The following is a 23,117-nucleotide window of genomic DNA, read 5'->3' as shown; positions in this document are numbered from 1 at the left end:
CTGATGTCTAACCTCGAACCATGAAACTGGTTCAGGGACCCTCTGTGGCGGGTAGTTTGACTGGGGCGGTCGCCTCCCAAAGAGTAACGGAGGCGCGCGATGGTGGGCTCAGGCCGGTTGGAAACCGGCTGTTAGAGTGCAATGGCATAAGCCCGCCTGACTGCGAGACTGACAAGTCGAGCAGAGACGAAAGTCGGTCATAGTGATCCGGTGGTCCCTCGTGGAAGGGCCATCGCTCAACGGATAAAAGGTACGCCGGGGATAACAGGCTGATAACCCCCAAGAGCTCATATCGACGGGGTTGTTTGGCACCTCGATGTCGGCTCATCACATCCTGGGGCTGGAGCAGGTCCCAAGGGTTTGGCTGTTCGCCAATTAAAGTGGTACGTGAGCTGGGTTCAGAACGTCGCGAGACAGTTTGGTCCCTATCTGCCGTGGGCGTCGATATTTGAGAGGACTTGTCCCTAGTACGAGAGGACCGGGATGAACATGCCTCTGGTGGACCTGTCATCGTGCCAACGGTGCAGCAGGGTAGCTATGCATGGACGAGATAACCGCTGAAAGCATCTAAGCGGGAAGCTCCCCTCGAGATAAGATATCATAGAGCGGTCGAAGACCACGACCTTGATAGATCGGATGTGGAAGTGGGGTAACCCATGGAGCTAACCGATACTAATTGCTCTATTCGCGCTTGAAGAGTCCCACCATCAACATCAGGACTGATCCTGCTGGACGATGCGGCTCATCACACAACCAGCATAGTGCACGCATCGATTTCACCCAACGCATCCCCACAAGGATGCGTCCGCGCTGGCTCCATTGCTTGGTGGCCATAGCGTCTGTGACCCACCCGATCCCATCCCGAACTCGGCCGTGAAACCAGACCGCGCCAATGGTACTGTCGCTTAAGCGACGGAAGAGTAGGTCGCCGCCAGGCATTGCAGCCAGCGCTCACACACAGAACCCATCCACAAACAACGCCGCACAACGGCAAACACAGCCACGAGGCCAAAAACCTCGCCACATAGTGCCGCGGGGTGGAGCAGCCCGGTAGCTCGTCAGGCTCATAACCTGAAGGTCACAGGTTCAAATCCTGTCCCCGCAACCAAATCCGCCACAAACAGCCTCGGTCCTAACAGACCGGGGCTGTTGTGCGTTGGGGCCGCACGCGCCCCCCGCAAAACGCCAGAATACCGCACAAGGATAAGACAGCGCTCGCCGCCACGTGCGCTGCCGGGCTGCACCACGATCTTCGCGATGAACGAGCGGATGACCTGCCGGGCACTCGCGCCGTCGTTCAAGGCAAAGTCCGCGTTGGATCGGCCGGCCCGGGAGCGGACGTGATCGCGGCTGCTCGACGCGGGGTTCGGTGACGGCGACATGCTGCGCCGGACCGAGCAGTGGACGGGGCGGCGGCGACCCTGACGCGACCGGTGCAATTGGGGATTGCCGCCGATGCGCTCACTCCCGCGCCGATCACGCATGTGCGGCTGCTCACTGCCGACGCGATGGCGGAGGCGCCCTTGCCCTATGTGGCCTTGGCGATGTCGTGCTGGCGACTCGACACGCTGATGCTGGCGTAAGCAGACAAAGCGGGCGCTGCGATCGAGCGCAGGGTCGGCGTGCGGGCGGTGGCGGACGACGCCGTGCGGCTCGACGATGGGACGATGCCGAGTGCGGATGCGCTGCTTCTCGCCAGTGCCAAGCATGACACGCGCGGGCTGGCCAGGCCCGAAGGCACGCGGCGCTGATCCGACTTTGGGCCTGCGCGCCCGGCTTGCCGCCGGTCCGAGCGCTCGCCAGGCTGGTCGGCGACCGGATCGAGCTGCACCTGGCCGACCGGGGCTATGCCGGGCTGGTGCGGCAGGAGGATGGTAGCGGCAGTCTGTGTCTCGCCGTACGCCGCTCGCGCCTGCGCGAAGCGGGCGGCCCCGAGCGATTGTCGCCCGCGCTGGGCACCGAATTGCCGCAACTTGGCGAGCAAATGGCGCGGCGGAGCAGTGACACGCTGATCGATGCCGTCGCCAACGTCGCTTATGGCTGGCATGCGACGGGAACGGCTCCGGGCGTGTTTCGCCTGGCCGATCAGGCAGGCGTGATCCCGTCACCGGCGGGAAAGGCGTCGGCATCGCGTCTGCCAGCGCGAACGCTTGAGCCTTCCCGTATAGAAACGGCAATCGAGACATCCGGCGCTATCTCAAATTGGATCGGGAAACGGGAAAGCCCGATGACGTGGGATTTACGTGTCAGTGCGTGCCTTGCGCGCCTCTCAGCAGCACGTCGACCAGGGTGCCGGCCTGCTGCTTCCACGCCGCCCCCGGCCTGTTCGGGCGATGCCGGCCATGGCACGCAGCAGATCGAGCGGCACCATGTCGATCCTGATCCCCCTCCCCGCGTTCGCCCGCTTGACGAGCAGGTCGACCGGCGGCGAAAGCCGGGCCGGCGTGCCGCTGTAAAGGGGGTCCGACCTGCCGATCAGCGTGTCCAGCACGCTCACGATCCCCTGTTTCGTTTCGAGGAAGTCGATGAACAGGTTGAGCCACGCGCGCGGCGCCTCGACGGGCGTCGCGTTCGCTTCGAACTCGGACGCCGCCGCGACCAGCGCGTCGACTTCCTGCCATACACCGCCTCGATCAGCGCGTCGCGGGTGGCGAAGTGGCGATACAGCGTGCCGATGCCGACCCTGCATCGCGCGCGATCTGCTCCAGCGCGGCGCTTGCGCCCTGTTCCGCGAAGCGACGCTTGGCCGCCTCGATCAGTTTCGCCTTGTTACGCTCATCGTCCACCCGCGGCTGACGTGCCTGACCTCGACCAAGTTCCTGCGACCCGATCAACCCTCCTGATATACGGAGAAGACCTCCGCATATCTCCTTCCGGAGACAACCTCCTGTTAGCGGGCTCGACGCCCGTTGGCGATCCGATCATCGTGAGGAACAAATACGACCATGTTCGACACGACAGCGGAAAAGCTAAGCACGTGCGCGGCGCCGGGCCGGACGAGAAGATGGATCACCTCCCCGATTACATCGCCATCACCGATCTGGTGCAGCGCTACCGGCAGGGCACCGACACGCACGATTTTGACCTGCTCAGGACTTGTTACGGTGAGGATATCGAGGTCGACCACAGCCCGACGATCGGATGGAGCGGATGCGCGTCTAGGCCGACAAGTGGTGTCAGCTCGCCAGGCAATTCCATGGCAAGCTCGACGGCGACGAGCACATCATGATCCCGCAGGGCATCGTCATCAACGGTGACACGGCGTCCTGCCACGTGCTCATGCACGCCAGCCACTTCTACGGGGTGGCGAATGGGAGCCCGAATCAGTCGCTCGTCGGTACGTACGATCTTAAATTCGTCCGCACCGAAGACGGCTGGAAGATCGCGGAATCGGTCCAGGAAGTGAAGTGAACGCAAGGAAACTGGCAATTCCATAGCGGCATCGCCAATTCCCTCGGACCTCCTGACCTAAGCTGATCTCCTGCGCGGTCGTGCGCCTGGCATCCCGGCGTAGGCGCATGAACAACGATCTGCGGCCTACGGTTGGCCGACAGGGGGCGGTCCTGCTTGACGACTGAAACTATCCGACGCTCCGCAAACTCCAACCTTCCCGAAAACGATCGTGTCTTGGGACTGCTCTAATTGCGCTGATTGTCTTACCAGTTAGCACGCGCCGTGGAGCGGTATGACCGTCCGCAAGAATATCTGGATATCCCTAAGCCCTGAGTTGCACGCTGTTGCCGAAGGATTGCTGGCATCCGACCGCTACGCCAACTTTGGCGAGGTCGTGCGAGCGGCGCTGCGCCTGCTGGACGAGCGCGAGCAGGCGTTCGAGCGCCACAACACTGTCCGTCAGACTGCCGCGGTGCCGCAGGCATGGCCATATCCAGGGCATCGTCGAGGGTGCCGACCGGACCGACGACTACCGCATCGGCATCGCTAAGCTCGATCTGTAAATCGCCGGCCGGCATAAGCATCCGCTGCGAGATGCGGCCGATCGTCCGCTTTAACCGGCGCACGGCATATCTTTAGACACCGCTCGGAAGAACCTTGTAGCGTAGCTGGACGGTACCGTGATCGCGGGGCTCGGCCGCGACGAAACGGAGCCGGAGCTTGCCTTTGAGACCCGGATCATGGGCAACGATGCCTTGGACATTGGTGCCGCCATCCAGCGCCGGCGCGATAAGGACGTGGAACTCGTCGACCAACCCGGCGGCAAAAAACGAGCCGTTGATGCCGGCACCGCCTTCGAGCAGCAGCCGGCGGATGCCGAACCGCTCGCCGAGCACGTCGAGCATGGCCGCGAGATCGATGTCGTCGCCTTTAGCGACGATGTAGGAGACGCCATCCGCGGCAAGCTCGGCGAGGTGACTGTCCGGAACCTGTGCCCCGAGCAGGACAATAACGTGGTCGCCTCCCACCGTAGCACCGGCAAAATGCAGCTTTCCGCCTTGGTCAAGTGCGACGGCGTAGCTGTCCGCCTTGCCGGCGACGTGGACCGGGCGTTCGACGGCGTTCGGATCGGCGGGTGCGTGCGGTCCCGCCTTGCTCATCTCGGCCATGGTGACGCGGCCGACGATCCAGGCGTCACCGTTGAGGCTGGCATGGATCGTCTCATAGACCTCACCCCATGCCTTGGCGTCACCGTCCGGGCTTTCGGTGTAGCGGCTTGGATGGAGGCGACCATCGATCGAGCTATTCATCAGGCAAACGACATCGGGCTTCATGGCAGCTTCCTCGAACAGGGTGCGGTTCAGCCTTCGCCGCGCATGTAGGCGGCGAAAGCGTCGGCATACGCAGGATTCCAGCGCGAGAGGGCGGGACGGTTCTCGGCGATGTCGGCCGCGGTCCACTGCATCCGGCGGATGTCGAGGTCGCGGTTCGTCTCGTTGTCGGGGCACAGAATGTAGAAGTCGCCCGCGTCCATTCTTTCCAGCATGAAGTCGGCGACCTGATCGGCCGTCCAGGCGCCGTCCGGCTTGGCCTCGATACCGCGCCGGGTGGTGAAGCCGGTGAAGGTGAAGCCCGGGATCAGCAGGTGCGCGGTGACGCGCCCATCGGTCGGCAGGAGATCGTGGGCCAGTGAAGCGGTGAAGGCGTTGAGGCCTGCCTTGCTGACGTTATAGGCGGTGTCGCCGGGCGGCAGCGTGATGCCTTGCTTGGAGCCGGTGTTGATGATTGCGCACGGCCAGTCCGCCGCCAGCATCGTGGGCAAGAACTGCTGCACGCCGTAGACCGGGCCGAGCAGGTTGGTCGCGAGTGTCGCATCCCAGACGGTTTCGCCAGCAAGGATGCCGCCTCCGCCCTCGCGTCCCGCGTTGTTCATCAGGATCGAGACGGGACCGAACTCGCAGGCCGCGTCCGCCATCGCCGCGACCTGTGTGACGTTGGAGACGTCGGTCCGGAGTGTCACGACATCGGCGCCCGTGGCACGCAACTCTTCGGCCACTGCTGCGAGCCCGCCTTCATCAACGTCGGCGAGAACAATCCGCATCCCGGCGGCGGCGAACCGCGTCGCGGCCGATCGACCAATACCGCTGGCTCCGCCCGTGATGACAGCGACGTGCCCGGTACGGATAGCTTGGTGCATGACATAGCCTCGATGCTGCGCGGGGATGGTGATCCGCAAAGGGTTGGATGAGTCCAACTCGTCAACCTTCCCGATCGAACCATGAACGCTGCTCAACGGTCCATGAAGCGAACGTCGACGGGTATCGCCCGAGCTTTGGGGTTCAGGATCGGCGAGGCCATCGTAGGTTGCGCGTTGCAGGCCATGGCTGGATAGTGCCGTCATGCAACCTGGACGATCAGACCTCGCGGATTTCACCTACTTCCTGGCGATCGCCCGTCATCGCAACTTTCGCCTCGCCGGGCTGGAGGTCGGCGTCAGCGCGTCGGGCCTCAGCCACGCCCTGAAGGGGCTGGAAACGCGCCTCGGCATCCGGCTGCTGAACCGCACCTCTCGCAGTGTAACCCTGACCGCGGCCGGCGAAGAGCTACGACAGATGATCGAGCAGCCCTTTGCCAAGATCGGCGACGCGCTGGAGGCTATGAACCAGCTCCGCGAAACGCCCGCTGGACGCATCCGGTTGAACGTCATGGAGGATGCCGCTTCGTTGCTCCTGGGCCCGGTGCTGCCGACCTTCATCGATCGGTACCCGGACGTGCGGATCGACGTCGCCGTGTCCAACCGGATGGTCGACGTGATAGACGGCGGCTTCGATGCGGGCATCCGCTACGGCGGCACCGTGCCCGAGGACATGGTGGCTCAGCGGTTGTCCGCCGATATCGAGTGGACCGTCGTTGCCTCGCCCGCTTACGTCGGACGCTACGGTGTTCCTGAGCATCCCAACGATCTGGCCCGCCATCGCTGCCTAGGCGTCCGCTTGGGCAACGATCGCATCTACCGTTGGGAGTTCGAGCGTGGCGAAGAGAAGATCGAGGTAGCGCCGGAGGGCGTAATCACCCAGGACGGGACGCAGTTTGCCCGCGTGCTGGTATTGGGCGGCGGCGTGATCGCCTACCTGCCCGCACCAGCGGTTGCGGCCGAGGTTCGCAACGGTGAGTTGGTGGCGGTGCTGAACGATTGGCTCACCCCGGGGCCAGGCTTCCACATCTATTATTCAAGCCGTCGCCAACTCCCCGAAGGCTTGCGCCTGTTGATCGACACCATCCGCGAACTCCGACCGCTCGGGCTGTAGGCGGGATCCGGCCTCATTGACCAGAGCGACGTATGCCCTTGTCGATTACTCCTCAAGGCGTTGGAACGCGGGCGCGGCGATCTCGCCACCGTGACGCACTGCCAGCAGCCGATCGCGGCGATCGCTGATCGCCGCGATGCGTAGGCCCCGGCTTATTCAATCGCATCGACGCCATATTGGGTCGGCATCCAGCGATAGCCTTGCCCGTCAGAGCGGATATGGCCGATACCGGGGAAGGAGACGTGCGCGAAGGCGAGCCACGAGCCCTTGTCCGCCGCTTCGGCGAAGGTCCGGCGTCGGCTCGTCACCGCATTGTTCTTGTTCTCGTCGAACGCGAAGGCGACCCCGGTTTCGGCGAACTGGACCTCCTCGCTGTGGAGGAGGTCGCCCATGAACAGCATCGTCTGCCCGTCGCTGTCCAGTTTGACGACGACGGATCCCGGCGTGTGACCCGGCCGCAGGAGCATCGTCACGCCGGGCGCGACCGCATAGCCGTCGTCGCGCATCTGCAGCTTGCCGGCGGCGCGGTAGGGACCGATCATCTTGGGTGCCGCCTGGAAGGTCGGCTGCTGGTTCGCCGCGGCGGCGGCTCGGGCGGCCGGGCTGAACCAATGCTCGGCTTCGATCCGCGACACCTGGAGCATAGCATTGGGGAAGGCGATCGCGCCATTCTTCACCAGACCGCCAGCGTGGTCGAAGTGAAAGTGAGTAAGGATGATGTCGGTAATATCCTCGGGCTTGTAGCCGGCCGCGGCGAGGCGCTGCTGGAGGAGGCCGACCTTGCCATCGATGAACCCGCCGGCGCCGGTGTCGACAAGGATGCGCCGGCCCTCGCCCTTGATCAGGAAGGCATTGGTCGACAGCGGCACCGTCGTCGGCAGGAAATAATCGGCCATCCGGTCGCGGACATGCGCGGGCGTAGTGCGGACGAGCTGCTTGTCGAACGGCATCGTCTGGAGCCCGTCCAACAGTGCCACCACTTTGAACCGGCCGACCCGCATCACGTAGAAGCCGGCGGAGCGGGCGGTCCCCATCTGCTGATGGTCTGGGATGGGAGCGGGTGTCTGCGCGATGGCACCGGTCGCCGGCACCAGCACGGCACCGAGCGCGGCAGCGCAAAGGGCATGGGAAAGGCGCATGGGTGATCCTCGGTCTGCGGCGGTCTGCCGGATTGTAAAGGCCCTGCCTCGCCAGATAGCGCGGCAGGGTAACCCCACGGTCGGGGAGGGGGATGCCGTGGGGTTAGGGCATCAGCCGCCGAGGCCGACGGTCTGGCCGCCGTCGACGACCATGGCGCTGCCGGTGGTGAACGCACCGTCGGTCGAGCTGAGCCACAGCACCGCCGACGCGATCTCATCGGCCTTGCCGAGGCGGCCGATCGGCTCCTGCGCGACCATGCTGTCGTAGCCATCCTTGGCCGACTTGGAGATGCGCTCGATCATCACCGTGTCGATCACGCCGGGGCAGATCGCGTTCACGCGGATGCCGTCCTTGGCGTAGTCGAGCGCCGCGCTCTTGGTGAGGCCGATGATCGCGAACTTGGTCGCGGCATAGGCGGCCTGGCCGGCGATGCCGATCACGCCCGCGCTCGACGAGGTGTTGACGATCGAGCCGCCGCCGTTCGCGAGCATGACGGGCACGAGGAACTTCATGCCGAGATAGACGCCGCGCAGGTTGATCGCGATGATCTTGTCCCAATCCTCGATCGAGACGTCGGCGATCTTGCCATAGGGCTGCTCGATGCCGGCGTTGTTGAAGGCAACATCGATGCGCCCGAACCTGGCGACGGCTTGGTCGACCGCCGCCTTCACGTCGTCCTCGCTGGTGACGTCGGTCTTGATCGCCAGCGCGGTGCGACCGGTCTCCTCGACGAGCCGGGCGGTTTCATTGATCCCGTCCTCGTCGATGTCGGCGAGCGCGACGTTGGCACCGGCCTTGGCGAACGCGATCGCGGTCGCGCGTCCGATGCCGCTCGACGCGCCGGTGACGAACGCGACCTTGTCGGCAAAACGATTGTCGTGGAAATCGGCCATGATACGAACCTTCCATATGGGGGAGTGGGGCGGGGCACGCGTCCGCGACGTCACCTTCCGTCATCGTCTTAACGGTGAGAGATGCCGGCTTGCCCCATGAGCGTCGGTCACCGAACCGCTGTGCGCCGCTCAGCGGTCACGCATGAGCGGCGCGGTACATCAGGGATGCAGGATGATCGCACCCGTTACGTCGCGGCCTTCGGCGACGCGGTGCGCTTCGGCGGCCTGGTCGAGCGGCAGGCGGTCGAAGACGCGCACCTTCATCGCACCGCTCTCGATCACGTCGAACAGCTCCTGCGCGTTGGCGACGACGTCCTCACGCTTGTCGAGATATTGGGTGAGGCTCGGCGCGGTCATGTAGAGCGAGCCTTTGGACAACAGGTCCATCGGGCTGATCGCGTCGACCGGACCCGAGGCCCAGCCGAAGTTGACATAGGTGCCGCGCGGGCGGAGGCAATCGAGCGACCGTTGCGCGGTATCCTTGCCGACGCCGTCGTAGACGACATGGCAACCCTCGCCCCCGGTGATCTCCTTTACGCGAGCGACGAAGTCCTCCCGGGAGTTGTCGATGACGTGATGGCAGCCGTTGGCCCGTGCCAGCCCGACCTTCTTGGACGACCCGACGGTGCCGATGACGGTGGCCCCGAGATGGGCGGCCCACTGCGTCAGGATCAGACCGACGCCGCCCGCCGCGCCATGGTAGAGGATGGCTTGGCTAGGTTCGACGCGGAAGGTGTGGCGCAGCAGATATTGTGCGGTCAGCCCCTTCAGCAGCGAGGCGGCAGCGGTGTCGAAGTCGATCGCGTCGGGCAGGTGGACGAGGAAGTGCGCCGGCACCACCGTCGCTTCCGCATAGGCGCCGAACGTCTCGGTATAGGCAACGCGGTCGCCGGCAGCGAAGTCGGTCACGCCCTCGCCGACCGCCACCACCTCGCCCGCGCCCTCCTTGCCAAGCGTCGCCGGCAGCTCGCTCACTTCGCCCAGGAAGCCGGTGCGCGCGTAGATGTCGGTACGGTTCACCCCCGCGGCGTGGTTTCGCACCAGCACCTCGCCCTTTGCGAGCGAGCGCGTTTCGACGTCCTCATAGCGAAGCACGTCAGGGCCGCCATGTTCGTGAATGCGGATGGCTTTCATACGCTTTTCCTTTCGACGAGGTTCAGGCGGAGCGGGGCCGGACACGACCGGCGAGGAAGGCAGCGACTGTACCAGCGATCAGCACTGCGGCGCTCGCGCCGAAGGTCGCCCGGTAGCCGCCGGCATCGTACAACACCCCACCACCTGCCGCGCCCAGGGTAATGGCGAGCTGGATGATCGCGACCATCAGACCGCCGCCCGCCTCTGCGTCGTCCGGCAGCGTCCGCGACAGCCAGGTGAACCATCCGACCGAGGAAGGGGTGGAGACGAGGCCGAAGATTCCGAGCAGCACAAACACGGCGGCGGTGACCCCACCCCACGGGATCAGCGCAATCGCAACCCCGGCGAGCAGTAGCGGCACCGCGACGAGGAAGCCCGACAGCGACCAGTTCAACACCCGGCCCACTGCGATCGTGCCGATCAGCCCGGTAATGCCAATCGTCAGCAGCATCAGCGACAGGATGGTGACGTCCACCCGCGTGATTGTCTCCAGGAACGGGCGAAAATACGTGTAGACACCGTATTGCCCCATGAACATCAGCAGCACTGCCGCCATGCCGATCGCGGCGGTCCGGTTGCCGAGCACGCGGAAGGCGGCGAAGGGGTCGGCCTTGCCCGCGTCTTCGTTGCGAAGCGCGGGCAGGGTCATCCACTGCCAGGCGAGCGCCGCAGCAGCCAACGGGACCACGACGAAGAACGCGCCGCGCCAGCCGATGATCGCGCCAAGGAAGCTGCCGAGCGGGGCGGCAATCGTCGCCGCCAGCGCATTGCCGCCGTTGAGGATTGCGAGGGCCTTGGGCACCGACGGCGTCGGCACGAGCCGCATGACGACCGAGGTCGCCATCGACCAGAAGCCGCCGATGACGATGCCGAGCAGCGCCCGGCCGACCATCAGGATCGGGTAGGTGGGCGCAAATGCGACCACCGCTCCGGACGCCGCGAGCAGCGTCGTCATGGACAGCAGCACGGCTCGCCGGTCGATCCGGCTGGTCAGCCCGCCCAGGAACAGGCTGGTGACGACGGCGAAGATGCCGGAGATCGAGATCGCCTGCCCAGCTTGTCCTTCCGACACGACCAGGTCGCGCGCGATGGGTGACAACAGGCTGACCGGCATGAACTCGGAGGCGATCAGCACGAAGACGCAGAGCGACATTGCCAAGACGGCGCCCCACCGGGCGGTCGCCTGATCGCGCCCTTGCTCGATGTTAGAGATTGCGATGCTTGCCATGGCAGCGTCCTTTGGTTCGCGGCACGCGTGCACACTCACCGAGCGGCAAGCCCGCGCGGGGTGCGTGTCCGGTTGAGCGATAATTTCTGCGACGTAGCTAGGCCTCGCCTTCCGGCATCACAATCCGCCGCGCACTTCGTGCGCCGATGAGGTGGACTCATCGATCCGTGGGACTTTGGCTTCGATCGGTGCGGGCTGGGGCTCGTCGCGAGCAGCGCCCGAACCTCCAGCCGATCAGCTCCGGTGCCTCAGCGCATCCACTACCAAAGCGAAGGCCGGCGCCATCTGTCGCCGGCTGGGATAGTAGAGATGGTAGCCGGGGAACGGTTGACACCAGTCGTCGAGAACGGGGCGGAGTCGTCCGTTTCGCAAATGCTCTGCGGCGCCGTCCTCCGGCACATAGGCCAGGCCCAAGCCCTCCGATGCGGCCTGCATCGCCGGTTGCGCATAGTTGACCGTCAACGGACCAGACACGCGTACCTTGAGCGCCCTGCCGTCCTTCTCGAACTCCCAGGCGTAGAGCTTGCCGGCCGTGCTGTGGCGCAGGTTGATGCAGCGATGTGAGGTGAGATCCTGCGGAACGAGCGGCGCAGGCTGCTGGTCGAGGTAGCTGGGGGAGCCGACGACGATGAATCGAACGGGCGGTCCGATCCGCACGGCGATCATGTCGTGCTCGACCTCCTCGCCGAGCCGCACGCCGGCATCGAACCGTTCGGCGATGATATCGGTCAGCCGGTGCTCGATCGCGACCTCGACCGAGATGTCCGGGTAGGCGGGCAGCAACTTCAGTAGGGCAGGCCTCAGGATTGTCTCATAGGCGTGCTCGTCGGACGTGATCCGCACCGTCCCGGCGGCCTTGTCCCGCAACGCAGTGATCGCCGCGATCTCCTGCTCGATCTCCTGCAACCGCGGCGCGGCGGCAGCGAGGAGGCGTTCGCCCGCAGCGGTCGGCGCCACCTTGCGCGTGTTGCGCGTGAGGAGGCGGACGCCCAGCCGCTCCTCAAAACCGCGGATCGTGTGGCTGAGCGTCGACTGGGTGAGACCCAGCCGCGCTGCGGCGCGCGTGAAGCTGAGCTCCTTGGCGACCGCCAAGAACACGTTCAGGTCCGTCAGGTCATTACGCTGCATTCATGTGCTCCATCGATAAAGCCATACGATCCTTGCCGTCTAATCTCTAGCTTCAAGCTCTCCCATCTCGGTGCAGCGAAGCGGGCCAGTCTCGCGCAACCAGGAGATGACAGATGGACTATCGTCGGCTCGGCCGCTCCGGCCTCAAGGTGCCGCCCCTGACGCTCGGGACGATGACGTTCGGTGGAAAGGGCATGTTCGGGAAGGCCGGCAACGTCGACGTGGCCGGCGCCAAGCGCATGATCGACATGAGCGTCGATGCCGGCGTCACCTTCATCGACACTGCCGACATGTACTCGATGGGCGAGTCCGAGGAGATCGTCGGGCAGGCCGTCGCCGGCCGCCGCAACGATCTGCTGATCGCCACCAAGGGCCGCCAGGTCATGGGCGATGGACCAAACGACGAAGGTCTGTCCCGGCACCATCTGCTGGAGGCGTGCAACGCCAGCCTTCGCCGGCTCAACACCGATCATATCGACGTTTATTGGCTTCACACCTGGGACGGGCAGACGCCGCTCGACGAGACGATGCGCGCGCTGGAAGACCTGACCCGCGCGGGCAAGATCCGCTACGTCGGCGTTTCCAACTTTTCCGGCTGGCACGTGATGAAGGCGGTGGCCGCTGCCGATCGCAACGGCGGGGTCGAGCTGGTCGGCCAGCAAATCTACTATTCGCTCCAGTCACGCGACGCCGAGTACGAGTTGCTGCCGATCGCGGTCGACCAGGGCATCGGCGCGGTGATTTGGGGGCCGCTCGCCAGCGGGTTGCTGTCGGGCAAGTATCGCCGGGGCCAGCCGCAGCCGGAGGGCACGCGGATGGTGAAGGGCTGGACCGAGCCGCCGGTGCGTGACGAGGAAGCCTTTTTCGACATCGTCGACGTGGTGGTCGAGATTGCGGGGGCGCGCGGCGTGTCGGCCGCGCAGGTCGCGCTCGCCTGGTTGCTCACCCGCCCCGGCATCAGCAGTCTGGTGATCGGCGCCCGCAACGAGGCGCAGCTCGCCGAGAACCTGAAGGCGGCCGAGTTGAAGCTGTCGACCGAAGAGATCGACCGGCTGGAGAAGGTCAGCCGCCCGCCGCTCATCTATCCGTACTGGCATCAGCGGAACGGCGCCATGAACCGCGGCTCCGCAGCCGACATGGTGCTGATGAAGCCCTTCCTCGGCGATTGAAGCGGAGCGCCTCCGCCCCGAGGGGGGCAACGCCATTTTCACCCAGATAGCGAGAGTATCGAGACATGAACCCAACCTATGACTTTTCCGGCCAAGTGGCCTTCATCACCGGGGCCAACCAGGGCATGGGCCTTGCAGCAGCGGAAGCGTTCGCGGCCAGCGGTGCGGCTGTCGTGCTGGTCGACGTGCAGGAGCAGGCGGTCATTACGGCGGCCGAGAAGATCGCGGCGACCGGCGCGCGCGCGATCGGCATCGGCTGCGACGTAACCGACGAGGATCAGATCGCCGCCGCGGTCGCCCGCACGGTAGCCGAGTTCGGCCGCCTCGACATCGCGTTCAACAATGCCGGCGTCCAGGCGCCCGCGACCGACGTCGCCGATCAGACGGCGGGGGACTTCGACCGCGTCGTCGCGATCAACCTGCGCGGCGTTTGGGCCTCGATGAAGCACGAGCTCCAGCAGATGCGCAAGCAAGGCAGAGGCGCGATCGTCAACACCTCGTCCTGCGGCGGGCTGGTCGCTCAGGTCGACCTCGCCTCCTACAACGCCACCAAGTTCGGCGTTGTCGGCCTGACCAAGAGCGCGGCGCTTCGGTATGCGAGCCAGAACATCCGCATCAACTGCGTCTGCCCGGGGGCGATCGACACGCCGATGGTATCGAGCATGAAGGAAACCCAGCCCGAGGCGATGGAGGAAATCTTCCGCCTCCAGGTGATCGGCCGCCTCGGCAAGGCCGAAGAGGTCGCGGCCGCGGTCCTCTGGCTCGCAAGCCCCGCCGCCAGCTTCGTCCACGGGGTGGCGCTGCCGGTCGACGGCGGCTTCACCGCGAATTGACGCGGCGGAGCGGCCGGGATCGGCCGTCCGAGCACAAACAGGAGTTTACATGAGAGACCATCAGGCAACGATGTTCGCGGATGATCTCCTGCTGCTGGAAAGCCCACGCTGGCACGACGGTCGGCTCTGGGTCGCGGATATCCTCGACCACAAGGTCTACACGCTCGCCGCTGACGGCACTCGCAGCGTCGTGTGCGAGGTGCCGCACCAGCCGATCGGTATGGGATTCCTGCCGGACGGAACGCTGGTGATCGCGTCCAAAAAGGATCGACGGCTGATGAAGCTCGTCGACGGCCAGCTGGTACTTCACGCCGACCTGTCCGGCTACGCGACCGGCGATCTCAACGACCTAGTCGTGGACGATCTCGGCAACGTCTATATCGGCAATTTCGGTTACGACATCGATGGCGGCGAGCCGAAAAAGTCGTCCGACCTGCACATGGCCGCGCCTGATGGTTCGGTCCGCGTCGCGGCGAGCGGAGTCGAGTTTCCCAACGGCATGGTCATTACCGACGGCGGGCGCACCCTGATTGGCGCGGAGACCTGGGCATCGCGGCTGCTGGCCTATGATCGGGCAGCCGACGGCACGCTGTCGAACTGTCGTATCTACGCCGAGCTTGGCAACCAGCAGCCGGACGGCATCTGCATCGATGCCGCTGGCGGCATCTGGATTGCCGGTTATGAGACGGGCGAGGTCGTCCGCATTCGTGCGGACGGCACGATCACGGACCGCATTCGATGCGGCGGTCGCGCGATCGCGTGCGCTCTTGGGGGGGCAGATGGCAGAACCTTGTTCAGCGTGACGTACCAGGGCGGCGGAGCCGACTTGGAAGCATCGAAGCGACTAGCAACGGTCCTCAAGACCGATGTTTCGCCGGATCAACCGAAAACCTGAGCGGATTTTCTCAATCCAGCAGATCAACCTTCCTCAGTAAGCAGAGCGTCACGAATTGCCCAGGCTGAAGCTCGTTGTTGCCCGATTTTTCAAGAGAACCGTCACACAGTGTCGGTTCTCTTGAAACAGTGGACGCTGTTGCGGAGCGGACGCCGCATCTGAAATGGTAGACGTTCACCTAATTGCGCTATCTGTCCGGACCAGCGCCGCCCTTCTCACGAACGATGGAATATCGGGAAAGCTGGGCTCGGTGCGGCTATGGCAGAGAGCCCCTGATGATAGCTGCAAACGTGGCGATGGCATCGGCCTCGGCAAGTTTGCCACGTACGATCGCGGCCGACAGTCCTTCCCCCGCGCCGACCAGGCCGATGCACAAGCACATGGCGGCGTCTGCGGACAGTTCGCTGAACGGTCGTAGCACGGACACGAACATCGCGACGGACTGGTCGAGCAGTTCGTCATAGACTTCCGCCTTTTCCGGGCTCCCGGTTAGCGCCGCACCCACGATGTGGAATTCACCGGTCAAATCGGCGGCACAACGGATATAGGCATCTGCCAGGCATGCGACCGTCTCATCGCGGTCCTTGCCGGCAGCCGCCATCGCTTGGCGGAATGCCTCGATCCGTTCGCTGTCGATCCACCGATACAGGTCGATCAGCAGGCCGGATCGCGAGCCGAAATGGTCGTACACCACCGGCTTCGACACACCCGCACAAGTCGCCAGATGCCCGAGTGTCAGACAATCGGCCCCTTGCGTGCGGATCACCTCCAGAGCCGTGGCGAGCAGTTGTTGATGCCGATCGGCCTTGGGAAGCCTTCGGCCCCGTTGCGGGGAAGCTGCACCTGAAACTGACGGCATGGAAAACCCGCTTGCAAAACCTACCAAAGGTAGCTTAATCACGCCTACCGTTCGTAGCTTACTGATTTCGGCAGGAGAGCGTCAATGTCCTTGCTACCCATCCTCCTCCTGGGCGGCACCGGCCAGATCGGCCAGCTCACCGCCAAGGCCCTGCGCGCCCGGCATCCCGATCTCCCCTTGCTGATCGGCGGGCGAAATGAGCCAAAGGCGCAGCGTGTCGCTGGCGCGCTGGGCAATGCGGAGGCGGTGATGATCGACCCGCATGCCGACGATCTTGGTCTTGGCGATCGGCGGATCGGAGCCATGGCCGTCCTCTATGCCGATGAAAGGCTGGCGAGCCTGCGCTACGCCCATGCTCGCGGGATCGCGCACCTCGGCATTTCGTCCGGGATTTACGAGGTCGCACCAGAGGTTGCGATCCATATGCAGCGTCCCGATGCAGCGGCGACCGTACTCGGCTATGAGTGGCTTGTCGGGGCCACCACCATCGCGACACTCGCCTGTGCCAAGCCCTATGCCCGTCTTGACGCCATCAAGATCGGTGCGCTTGTGGACGAGGAGGATCAGGGCGGCCCCGCAGTTGCGGAGGATTTCGAGCGCCTTGCGTCGGTCATGCCCTCTGTCCTGGCACGACAGGACGGTGCCTTCGTCTGGCGCAAGAAGGATGATACGCAGTGCGCGTTCCAGGCGATCGATGGCACCGTGATCCCGGCGGCGGGCTTTTCGTCGATCGACATTGCCGGCCTCGCGGCGGTCACGGGCGCGAGCGATGTCGTATTCGCGATCGGAACGGGGGTTAGTTCCAGTCGGCGTGCGGGCGGCACGAAGTCGACCGAGATCATCATCGAGCTGTCCGGCCTCGACGCGAGCGGCGCGCTGCTGCGCAGCCGCCACGCCGTCGTCCACCCAGGCGGGGCGGCGCCGTTGACGGCGCTCGGCGTCAGCATGGTGCTGGAACGCCTCGCGGGACTGGATGGCGAACCCGCCACGCCAGCAGGGCTGTTCTTCCCCTATCAGGTCCTCGACCACGCCAACTATCTCGGACGCCTCACGCAGGAGGGCGGACAACTGATGGCGCTGCCGCTCGCATGACTCGTCTTGAGCAGGAAAACGGCGCCACGCGCGCGCTGGTGGTCATGGTGCACCCCGCCGGCTCTTCGCTGACCCGCTCGGTTTCCACAGCGATCATCGAAGCGCTCGATGGCTGCGGGATCGGGACCGAACTCGCCGACATCGCCGCCGAGGGCTTCGATCCGGTATTCGGTCCGGCCGATCACGCCGCCTTTGCGGCGGATGGACCCGCACCCGACGATGTGCGCGACGAACAGCAACGCATCGATCGCGCCGATCATCTGGTCCTGGTCTACCCGGTTTATTGGTGGTCGATGCCGGCGCTGCTCAAGGGCTGGATCGACCGGGTATTCGTCTCGGGATGGGCCTTTGACGCCGACCCCGAACAGGGCCTTGTCAAGAAACTCGGCCGGTTGAAGGTGCATCTGATCGCACTGGGAGGCGCCGATGCCGCAACCTACGCCAAGCGTGGCTATCGCGAGGCGATGCAGGCCCAGATCGGCCGAGGCATCTTCGGTTATTGCGGTGCCACGGTTGCAACATCGAAATTGTTCACAGCGGATCACCCGGACTTCGCGTCTCTCCCTCGCACGGCAGCCCAATCCATCATCAAGCACCTGCCATGATGACGGAGCTGTCCAGTCGTGTGCCGAATGGGAACGAAGTTCAGGGAAGCGCGCAGTTGCGATGACGTGCAGCTGATGGACTGAGAGGCTGCCCCGCAACCGCTACCACCGTCGTTCAGCGAAGCGCCTCGGCCATGCGCAGCAGCATCGCGGCCACGGACTGTGGATCGAGCGGAGCCGAAGCCTCTCGCAGCCGCGCCTCCGCGCCGGCGACGATCCCGGTGGCCGCCGCCAGCACCTCGCGACCGCGATCCGTCAGCTCTGTCGTCTGGACCCGCTTATGATCGGGGTGCGGTGCCCGCACGATAAAGCCTGAACGCTCCAGCGCGACGACGATCCCCTGCATCGTCTGCGGGGTGACGAACGAACGGCGCGCCAGCGCCGCGTTCGAGGCGCCCGGCTCGACCATCAGAAAGTTCAGCACCGCATATTGCGGCGTCGTCAGCCCAATCCGCTGAAGCGCAGCGTCCATGTGCGTGCGCAGCGTCTGCTGCGCCATCTTGAGCGCGAACCCGATGGTGGCGAACGGATCATCCATCGCCGCAGCCGCTTCCTGGCTTGACATGTCAGGGCCCTTATATAGGTGTCAGCCCACTGATAACCTGCTGCTCCCTGAAAGGAAAGCAAGCCATGGCCCATCTGATCGGCCCCGACTTCATCAGCATCCAGACGCATGACCTCGACACGGCACGCGCCTTCTATAACGAGGTCGTCGGGCTGAAGCTCGCGGCCCACAGCCCGCCGGGTGCCGTCGTGTTCGATACCGGCCCGGTTTCGTTCGCCGTCCGCACGCCAATCGCGGAACTGAAGAACACGGATGCACTGGGCGAAGGCGTCGCCCTCTGGTTCGGCTGCGACGATGCTGATGCGCTGCACGCCCAACTGGTCGAGCATGGCACACCCATCGTCTTCCCGCCCAAGGACGGGCCGTTCGGGCGCTACTTCGCGTTCCGCGACCCGTTCGGTTACACGATCACGGCGCATACGGCCGGGTGAGGTCGAAGATGGCACGGGAGCAAGAAGCGGGCGGAAGCCTCCCGCGCCTGTTCGTCACCGGCTCGACCGGCGAACTCGGGCGCATCGTCATCGGCAAGCTGCTGGAGCGGGTGCCGGCAGACCGCATCGTGGCAGGCGTCCGCTCACCCGATCACGCGGTGGCAAAACAGTTCGCCGCGCAAGGCATCAAGGTTCGCGTTGCCGACTATACGCAGCCCGACACGCTGTCGGCCGCCTTCGCGGGCATCGGCAGGCTGCTGCTGATTTCGTCCAGTTCGACGGGCGATCGCGTGACCGAGCATGGCAACGTCATTGCCGCCGCCAGGTCGGCAGGCGTGACGCTGCTCGCCTATACCAGCCTGCTCCATGCCGACACCTCGCCCTTGGGGTTGCGCGAGGATCATCGGAGAACGGAAGCGGCGCTGAAAGCCTCCGGCATCCCGTTCGTGCTGCTGCGGCATGGATGGTATATGGAGAACCACATGGCCTCCGTGCCGCCCGCGCTTGCGTACGGCGCTGTGCTGGGGTGCGCTGGCGAGGGTCGTTTCTGGACCGCTGCGCGCATCGACTATGCCGAGGCTGCTGCCGTGGTGCTGGCGAGCGACGGTCATGCCGGCCACACCTATGAACTGGCCGGTGACCAAGGCTATACGCTGGCCGACCTTGCCGTGACGATCGCGGAGGTGGCCGGCAAGCCGGTGGTCTACAAGGACATGGCCGTGGCGAACTTCAAGGGCGCGCTCATCGGCATGGGCCTGCCCGACGAGGTGGCCGACCTCATCGCCGACGCCGACGTGAGCGCCTCGCGGGGCGGTCTGGAAGACGATGGCCGCCAGTTGAGCGCGTTGATCGGCCGCCCGACCACGCCGCTCCGCCAGATGGTCGAGCAAGCAATCTCCGGGGCCTAAGTCCGCGACGGGCGGGGGAGCGTGTCGCTCTCCATGCGCGCGTTCCCACAACGATGGTGTTTCGGGAACGGCTAATGAGCCCGCTTACCCCCCGAGGATCGACGTAGGCAGCAGCTTGTTATACCTGGTCATACGCGGCATGGGCTGGGTATGAACACGCGCAAATGTGTCACCACCTCATTGGGTACCGAGCTGCACGATGTCGCCGAGCGGATGCTTGCGTCTGGTCGCTGCGGCAATCTCAGCGAGGTCGTTTGCGCCGGTCTGCGGCTGCTCGAACGCGAGCTGCAATTCATCGAACATCGCAACCACATGCGACCAGCCCAGAGCGCATAAACCGTGGAAACCAACGAGATTACCCGGCTTCGGGCCGAGAACGCCGCTCTTCGTGCCGAGCTTGACGCCGGCAGGCACTTGCGAGTTATGGGCGACGCGGCACCCATCCTGATCTGGGAGACGGACGCCACCGGCGTGACCTTCGTCAACCAGCATTATCTCGACTTCTTCGGGGTCAGCTTCGGCGAGATCAAGGAGATGGGCTGGTCCTCCTTCGTCCATCCCGACGATCTCGAAGGGTACGTGGTCGCCTATGTCGAGGCATACACGTCGCGCCAGCCCTATGCCTATGAATGCCGGTTCCGCCGAGCCGATGGCTGCTACCGCTGGCTGCGCAACACCGGCCGTCCGGTGGGTGCGGATCGGCTCGCCGGCGGCAGCGTCGATGTCACCGATCTGATCGAGCTTCAGTCGGCTCTCAAGGAGAGCGAGGAACAGCTGCGTCTGGTCAAGGAGACCGGCCGGCATCTCGTTATTCTGACGACCGACGCGGCCGGGACGATCACGAGCTGGTCGCTCGGTGCCGAGACGGCGTTCGGCTGGTCGGCCGATGAGGTGATCGGGCAGAACGCTGCCATGCTCTTCGTCCCGGAGGATCAGGCGACCGGTGTGCCGGAAGAGGAGTTGCAGGGAGCGGCACGCGACGGCTGCTCCAATGACGAGCGGTGGCATCTGACCAAAAGCGACGGACGAGTCTTCCTGAACGGGTCGGTCCATCCGCTGTTGGCCGATCCCGAGGGCCGCAGCCGGGGCTTCATCAAGGTCGCCATCGACGACACGCGACGCCGCGAAAGCGAGGAGGAACTCCACACGCTCAACGCCGACCTGGAACGCACGGTCGCCCATCGGACGCAGGACCTGGAAGCCGCCCGCACCAGCCTCGAAGTCGCGCTTGCGGCGGCCGATATGGGCGGGTGGGATATCGATCTGGCGACCGGCGACGCCCGGCGGACGCTGCGTCACGATCGCATCTTCGGCTATAAGGCTCTGCTCGCCGACTGGAACGTCGAGGCGTTCCTGTCGCACGTCCAGCCCGGACACCGGAACCGGATCGCGACCACGTTCGAGCAGGCGGCCGAGACCGGCAACCTCGAGTTCGAGTGCCCGATCGACACCGTCGACGGCGACGAACGCTGGATCACCGCCAAGGGCCGGATGGCCTATGACGATGCCGGCACCCCGATCCGCATGTCCGGCGTCGTGTTCGACATCACCGAGCGCAAGGAAACGGAGGCCCAGCTCGCCCAGGCGCAGAAGATGGAGGCGGTGGGCCAGCTCACCGGCGGGGTGGCGCACGACTTCAACAACCTGCTGACCGTGATCCGCGGTTCCGTCGACCTGCTGCGGCGCCCCGGCCTCTCGGACGATCGACGGGCCCGCTACATCGACGCGATCGGCGAAACGGCGGATCGTGCGACCAGGCTTACCGCGCAATTGTTGGCCTTCGCGCGTCGACAGGCGCTGGCGCCCGCGACGTTCGACAGTGGTGCCAGTGTCGAGGAGGTCGGTACTATCGTGCGGACTCTGGTGGGCGCGCGCATCACCTTCACGATCGCAACGCCGGACGAGCCCTGCTTCGTTGTGGCCGATCGCGGCCAGTTCGACACCGCCGTCATCAACATGAGCGTCAACGCCCGCGATGCGATGGACGGGCAGGGCGATCTTACGATTTTGGTAGCGCCAGTGTCTGGGATACCCGCAACCCGCGCTCATCCCCCCGTGAGCGGGGACTATGTCGCCATCACGATCCGGGACACCGGCAGCGGGATCGATCTCAAGAAGATGGAGCGCATCTTCGAGCCCTTCTACACCACCAAGGGGCCGGGCCACGGCACCGGGCTGGGGCTCAGCCAGGTATTCGGGTTCGCCAAGCAGTCTGACGGCGACATCCGGGTGGAAAGTGTCGTGGGGGAAGGGTCGACGTTCACCCTCTACCTGCCGCGCGCGCGCCATGCCGAAGCGGAGATCGAACAGGAGGCGAAGCCGGAGCCCTTCGATGGCGAGGGTGCGCGTGTCCTCCTGGTCGAGGACAACGAGGAGGTCGGCGAGTTCGCCGCCCAGGCGCTCAAGGAGCTAGGCTACCGATGCGTGCTCGCCACGAACGCGGCGCAGGCGCTAAGCCTGCTGCGCAAGGATCGCAGTCAGTTCGACGTGGTGTTCTCCGACGTTGTCATGCCCGGCATGAACGGGCTGGAGATGGGGCAGGAGATAAGGCGGCTCCATGCCGATCTGCCCGTGATCCTCACCAGTGGCTACAGTCACGTGTTGGCGCAAAACGGCCAGCACGGCTTCGAGCTGCTGCACAAGCCCTACTCGGTCGAGCAACTTTCGCACGTGCTTCGGAAGAGCGTGCGACGGAGCAAGGCCGACTGACCGGATGATCGCGGAGACGAAGGTCAGCGACAGGACGAAGGCGCAGGCGAGCGCCACCATCAGCGTGGTCGCCATCGGCGAGAACGTCTTGCCCTGGACGCCGGGAAAGGTGAGCAGCGGCACGAAGACGAGGAAGATGATGAGCTGGTCGTAGACGGTCGGCCGGATCATCTCCCTGGCGGACGCCGTGGTGGTCTCCAGACGCTCCTCAAGCGTCACGAGGCGCCCTTCCTCCTGTTGCCGCTCGGTGAGGTGGCGTAGCGCATTCTCGACGATGATGACGGCACCGTGGACGATCACGCCGAAGTCGCCGCTGGCGTTCGGGTTGCGGATCACGATCCTCGTGCGCGACACGTCCGAACAGGCCCGGGCCGATGCGGTTGCGAAGGTTGACCAGATGGCCGCCGAGGCAAGCAGGGTGGATGAGCGGCGCCGGACTCCGGCAGCGGGTCAGCAACGGCCGCTCGATCTTCACGCGCGTGGCGAGGTGACCGGCGACACCCTCTACACCGCGCCAGGCCGCAGTGACCGCGGGGCGAACGACGTGGCTGGTAGGTCCGGCTGTCGAAGTCGCTAAGTCGCTTCGCCGGTGTCGCGACCCCGGCATTACACACATCGTGCTGTCCGACACGCCCTATCGGCGGGGATCGTACGGAAGGGCGGTCAATTGTTGTCGCTGCTGCGCGATGTGCCGGCGCGCCCTTCGGTGCGAGCCTGCTCCAGCCCGTCAGGTCGCCTGATGCTTTGCCTGCGTAGCCACAGGGCAGCAGGCAGCAGGCAGCGGGCAGCAGGCAGCAGGCAGCAGGAGGGGTCTGCTCGCCGGCATC

Annotated in this window: 24 protein-coding genes, 1 tRNA gene, 2 rRNA genes and 1 pseudogene; 17 read left to right on the top strand and 11 right to left on the bottom strand. The window is 65.1% G+C overall.

What is annotated here, in order from left to right; genetic code table 11:
• From Q0D93_RS10610 to Q0D93_RS10580, 7 genes are all read left to right on the top strand, one after another.
• Positions 1-695 (top strand): 23S ribosomal RNA (locus Q0D93_RS10610); the annotation flags it as partial.
• 127 nt (positions 696-822) lie between these two features.
• Positions 823-937, top strand: a 5S ribosomal RNA gene (gene rrf / locus Q0D93_RS10605).
• Positions 938-1,031: 94 nt separating this feature from the next.
• A tRNA-Met gene (locus Q0D93_RS10600) sits at positions 1,032-1,108 on the top strand.
• A 292-nt stretch (positions 1,109-1,400) separates the two neighbouring features.
• Positions 1,401-1,583 carry a hypothetical protein gene (locus Q0D93_RS10595; RefSeq protein WP_294393793.1) on the top strand — a complete coding sequence of 61 codons (183 nt, stop codon included), beginning with the start codon at positions 1,401-1,403 and terminating at the stop codon, positions 1,581-1,583.
• Positions 1,584-1,777: 194 nt separating this feature from the next.
• Positions 1,778-3,229, top strand: a complete 1,452-nt coding sequence (locus Q0D93_RS10590) for a nuclear transport factor 2 family protein (protein ID WP_294393791.1) — start codon at positions 1,778-1,780, stop codon at positions 3,227-3,229.
• Entirely contained in the window at positions 3,226-3,411 is a 186-nt protein-coding gene (locus Q0D93_RS10585) for a nuclear transport factor 2 family protein (RefSeq protein ID WP_294393785.1), read from the top strand. Before Q0D93_RS10590 ends, Q0D93_RS10585 begins: the two co-directional genes overlap by 4 nt.
• Positions 3,412-3,685: 274 nt before the next feature.
• Positions 3,686-3,943, top strand: a complete 258-nt coding sequence (locus Q0D93_RS10580) for a type II toxin-antitoxin system ParD family antitoxin (protein WP_294393782.1) — start codon at positions 3,686-3,688, stop codon at positions 3,941-3,943.
• 85 nt (positions 3,944-4,028) lie between these two features.
• Here the strand turns inward: Q0D93_RS10580 and Q0D93_RS10575 are convergent, their stop codons facing one another.
• The gene (locus Q0D93_RS10575; protein WP_294393777.1) at positions 4,029-4,727 is read right to left on the bottom strand and encodes a RibD family protein; all 699 of its coding nucleotides are present in this window, start codon (positions 4,725-4,727) and stop codon (positions 4,029-4,031) included.
• A gap of 26 nt (positions 4,728-4,753) precedes the next feature.
• On the bottom strand, positions 4,754-5,794 hold the full coding sequence (locus tag Q0D93_RS10570) for an SDR family NAD(P)-dependent oxidoreductase (protein ID WP_294393775.1): 1,041 nt from the start codon (positions 5,792-5,794) through the stop codon (positions 4,754-4,756).
• On the opposite strand from Q0D93_RS10570, the gene Q0D93_RS10565 reads away from it, so the two are divergent.
• Positions 5,793-6,701: a LysR family transcriptional regulator gene (locus tag Q0D93_RS10565; protein WP_294393773.1), complete on the top strand. Its 909-nt coding sequence runs from the start codon at positions 5,793-5,795 to the stop codon at positions 6,699-6,701. The genes Q0D93_RS10570 and Q0D93_RS10565 overlap by 2 nt on opposite strands.
• Positions 6,702-6,853: 152 nt before the next feature.
• Here the strand turns inward: Q0D93_RS10565 and Q0D93_RS10560 are convergent, their stop codons facing one another.
• From Q0D93_RS10560 to Q0D93_RS10540, 5 genes are all read right to left on the bottom strand, one after another.
• Positions 6,854-7,840, bottom strand: a complete 987-nt coding sequence (locus Q0D93_RS10560) for an MBL fold metallo-hydrolase (protein WP_294393771.1) — start codon at positions 7,838-7,840, stop codon at positions 6,854-6,856.
• A 111-nt stretch (positions 7,841-7,951) separates the two neighbouring features.
• The gene (locus tag Q0D93_RS10555; RefSeq protein ID WP_294393770.1) at positions 7,952-8,734 is read right to left on the bottom strand and encodes a glucose 1-dehydrogenase; all 783 of its coding nucleotides are present in this window, start codon (positions 8,732-8,734) and stop codon (positions 7,952-7,954) included.
• 159 nt (positions 8,735-8,893) lie between these two features.
• The gene (locus tag Q0D93_RS10550) at positions 8,894-9,868 is read right to left on the bottom strand and encodes a quinone oxidoreductase (protein ID WP_294393768.1); all 975 of its coding nucleotides are present in this window, start codon (positions 9,866-9,868) and stop codon (positions 8,894-8,896) included.
• A 22-nt stretch (positions 9,869-9,890) separates the two neighbouring features.
• Positions 9,891-11,135: an MFS transporter gene (locus tag Q0D93_RS10545; RefSeq protein WP_294393765.1), complete on the bottom strand. Its 1,245-nt coding sequence runs from the start codon at positions 11,133-11,135 to the stop codon at positions 9,891-9,893.
• A gap of 195 nt (positions 11,136-11,330) precedes the next feature.
• Positions 11,331-12,224, bottom strand: coding sequence for a LysR family transcriptional regulator (locus Q0D93_RS10540; protein ID WP_294393762.1), 894 nt, complete (start codon positions 12,222-12,224; stop codon positions 11,331-11,333).
• A 113-nt stretch (positions 12,225-12,337) separates the two neighbouring features.
• On the opposite strand from Q0D93_RS10540, the gene Q0D93_RS10535 reads away from it, so the two are divergent.
• The 3 genes from Q0D93_RS10535 (at position 12,338) to Q0D93_RS10525 (ending at position 15,121) form a co-directional block, all read left to right on the top strand.
• Positions 12,338-13,393 carry an aldo/keto reductase gene (locus tag Q0D93_RS10535; RefSeq protein WP_294393761.1) on the top strand — a complete coding sequence of 352 codons (1,056 nt, stop codon included), beginning with the start codon at positions 12,338-12,340 and terminating at the stop codon, positions 13,391-13,393.
• Positions 13,394-13,458: 65 nt separating this feature from the next.
• The gene (locus Q0D93_RS10530; RefSeq protein WP_294393758.1) at positions 13,459-14,226 is read left to right on the top strand and encodes a glucose 1-dehydrogenase; all 768 of its coding nucleotides are present in this window, start codon (positions 13,459-13,461) and stop codon (positions 14,224-14,226) included.
• A 49-nt stretch (positions 14,227-14,275) separates the two neighbouring features.
• Positions 14,276-15,121, top strand: a complete 846-nt coding sequence (locus Q0D93_RS10525) for an SMP-30/gluconolactonase/LRE family protein (RefSeq protein WP_294393754.1) — start codon at positions 14,276-14,278, stop codon at positions 15,119-15,121.
• Positions 15,122-15,377: 256 nt separating this feature from the next.
• On the opposite strand, the gene Q0D93_RS10520 is transcribed toward Q0D93_RS10525, so the two are convergent.
• Entirely contained in the window at positions 15,378-16,022 is a 645-nt protein-coding gene (locus Q0D93_RS10520) for a TetR/AcrR family transcriptional regulator (RefSeq protein WP_294393750.1), read from the bottom strand.
• Between the two features lie 42 nt (positions 16,023-16,064).
• On the opposite strand from Q0D93_RS10520, the gene Q0D93_RS10515 reads away from it, so the two are divergent.
• Entirely contained in the window at positions 16,065-17,072 is a 1,008-nt protein-coding gene (locus Q0D93_RS10515) for an NAD(P)-dependent oxidoreductase (RefSeq protein WP_294393747.1), read from the top strand.
• Positions 17,069-17,677, top strand: coding sequence for an NAD(P)H-dependent oxidoreductase (locus Q0D93_RS10510; protein ID WP_294393744.1), 609 nt, complete (start codon positions 17,069-17,071; stop codon positions 17,675-17,677). The genes Q0D93_RS10515 and Q0D93_RS10510 overlap by 4 nt, the downstream gene beginning before the upstream one ends.
• A gap of 115 nt (positions 17,678-17,792) precedes the next feature.
• On the opposite strand, the gene Q0D93_RS10505 is transcribed toward Q0D93_RS10510, so the two are convergent.
• Positions 17,793-18,242, bottom strand: a complete 450-nt coding sequence (locus Q0D93_RS10505) for a MarR family transcriptional regulator (protein ID WP_294393741.1) — start codon at positions 18,240-18,242, stop codon at positions 17,793-17,795.
• Between the two features lie 65 nt (positions 18,243-18,307).
• On the opposite strand from Q0D93_RS10505, the gene Q0D93_RS10500 reads away from it, so the two are divergent.
• Together Q0D93_RS10500 and Q0D93_RS10495 are read left to right on the top strand one after the other, a co-directional pair.
• Positions 18,308-18,673 carry a VOC family protein gene (locus tag Q0D93_RS10500; RefSeq protein ID WP_294393739.1) on the top strand — a complete coding sequence of 122 codons (366 nt, stop codon included), beginning with the start codon at positions 18,308-18,310 and terminating at the stop codon, positions 18,671-18,673.
• An 8-nt stretch (positions 18,674-18,681) separates the two neighbouring features.
• Positions 18,682-19,581 carry an SDR family oxidoreductase gene (locus Q0D93_RS10495; RefSeq protein WP_294393737.1) on the top strand — a complete coding sequence of 300 codons (900 nt, stop codon included), beginning with the start codon at positions 18,682-18,684 and terminating at the stop codon, positions 19,579-19,581.
• Positions 19,582-19,758: 177 nt separating this feature from the next.
• On the opposite strand, the gene Q0D93_RS10490 is transcribed toward Q0D93_RS10495, so the two are convergent.
• Positions 19,759-20,139 carry a hypothetical protein gene (locus Q0D93_RS10490; protein WP_294393807.1) on the bottom strand — a complete coding sequence of 127 codons (381 nt, stop codon included), beginning with the start codon at positions 20,137-20,139 and terminating at the stop codon, positions 19,759-19,761.
• Here Q0D93_RS10490 and Q0D93_RS10485 point away from each other — a divergent pair.
• Positions 20,053-22,290 (top strand): PAS domain S-box protein, encoded by a 2,238-nt coding sequence (locus Q0D93_RS10485; RefSeq protein ID WP_294393800.1) that lies wholly within the window; start codon positions 20,053-20,055, stop codon positions 22,288-22,290. The genes Q0D93_RS10490 and Q0D93_RS10485 overlap by 87 nt on opposite strands.
• A 3-nt stretch (positions 22,291-22,293) precedes the next feature.
• Here Q0D93_RS10485 and Q0D93_RS10480 read toward each other — a convergent pair.
• Positions 22,294-22,599 (bottom strand): annotated as a pseudogene (locus tag Q0D93_RS10480) (efflux RND transporter permease subunit); the annotation flags it as partial.
• Here Q0D93_RS10480 and Q0D93_RS10475 point away from each other — a divergent pair.
• Positions 22,565-22,867 carry a hypothetical protein gene (locus Q0D93_RS10475; protein WP_294393804.1) on the top strand — a complete coding sequence of 101 codons (303 nt, stop codon included), beginning with the start codon at positions 22,565-22,567 and terminating at the stop codon, positions 22,865-22,867. The pseudogene Q0D93_RS10480 and the gene Q0D93_RS10475 overlap by 35 nt on opposite strands.
• Positions 22,868-23,117 lie beyond the last annotated feature (250 nt).

Source organism: uncultured Sphingomonas sp., assembly GCF_934560975.1.
Lineage (GTDB): Bacteria > Pseudomonadota > Alphaproteobacteria > Sphingomonadales > Sphingomonadaceae > Sphingomonas_I.
This window is presented reverse-complemented; position numbering and strand designations above follow the sequence as displayed.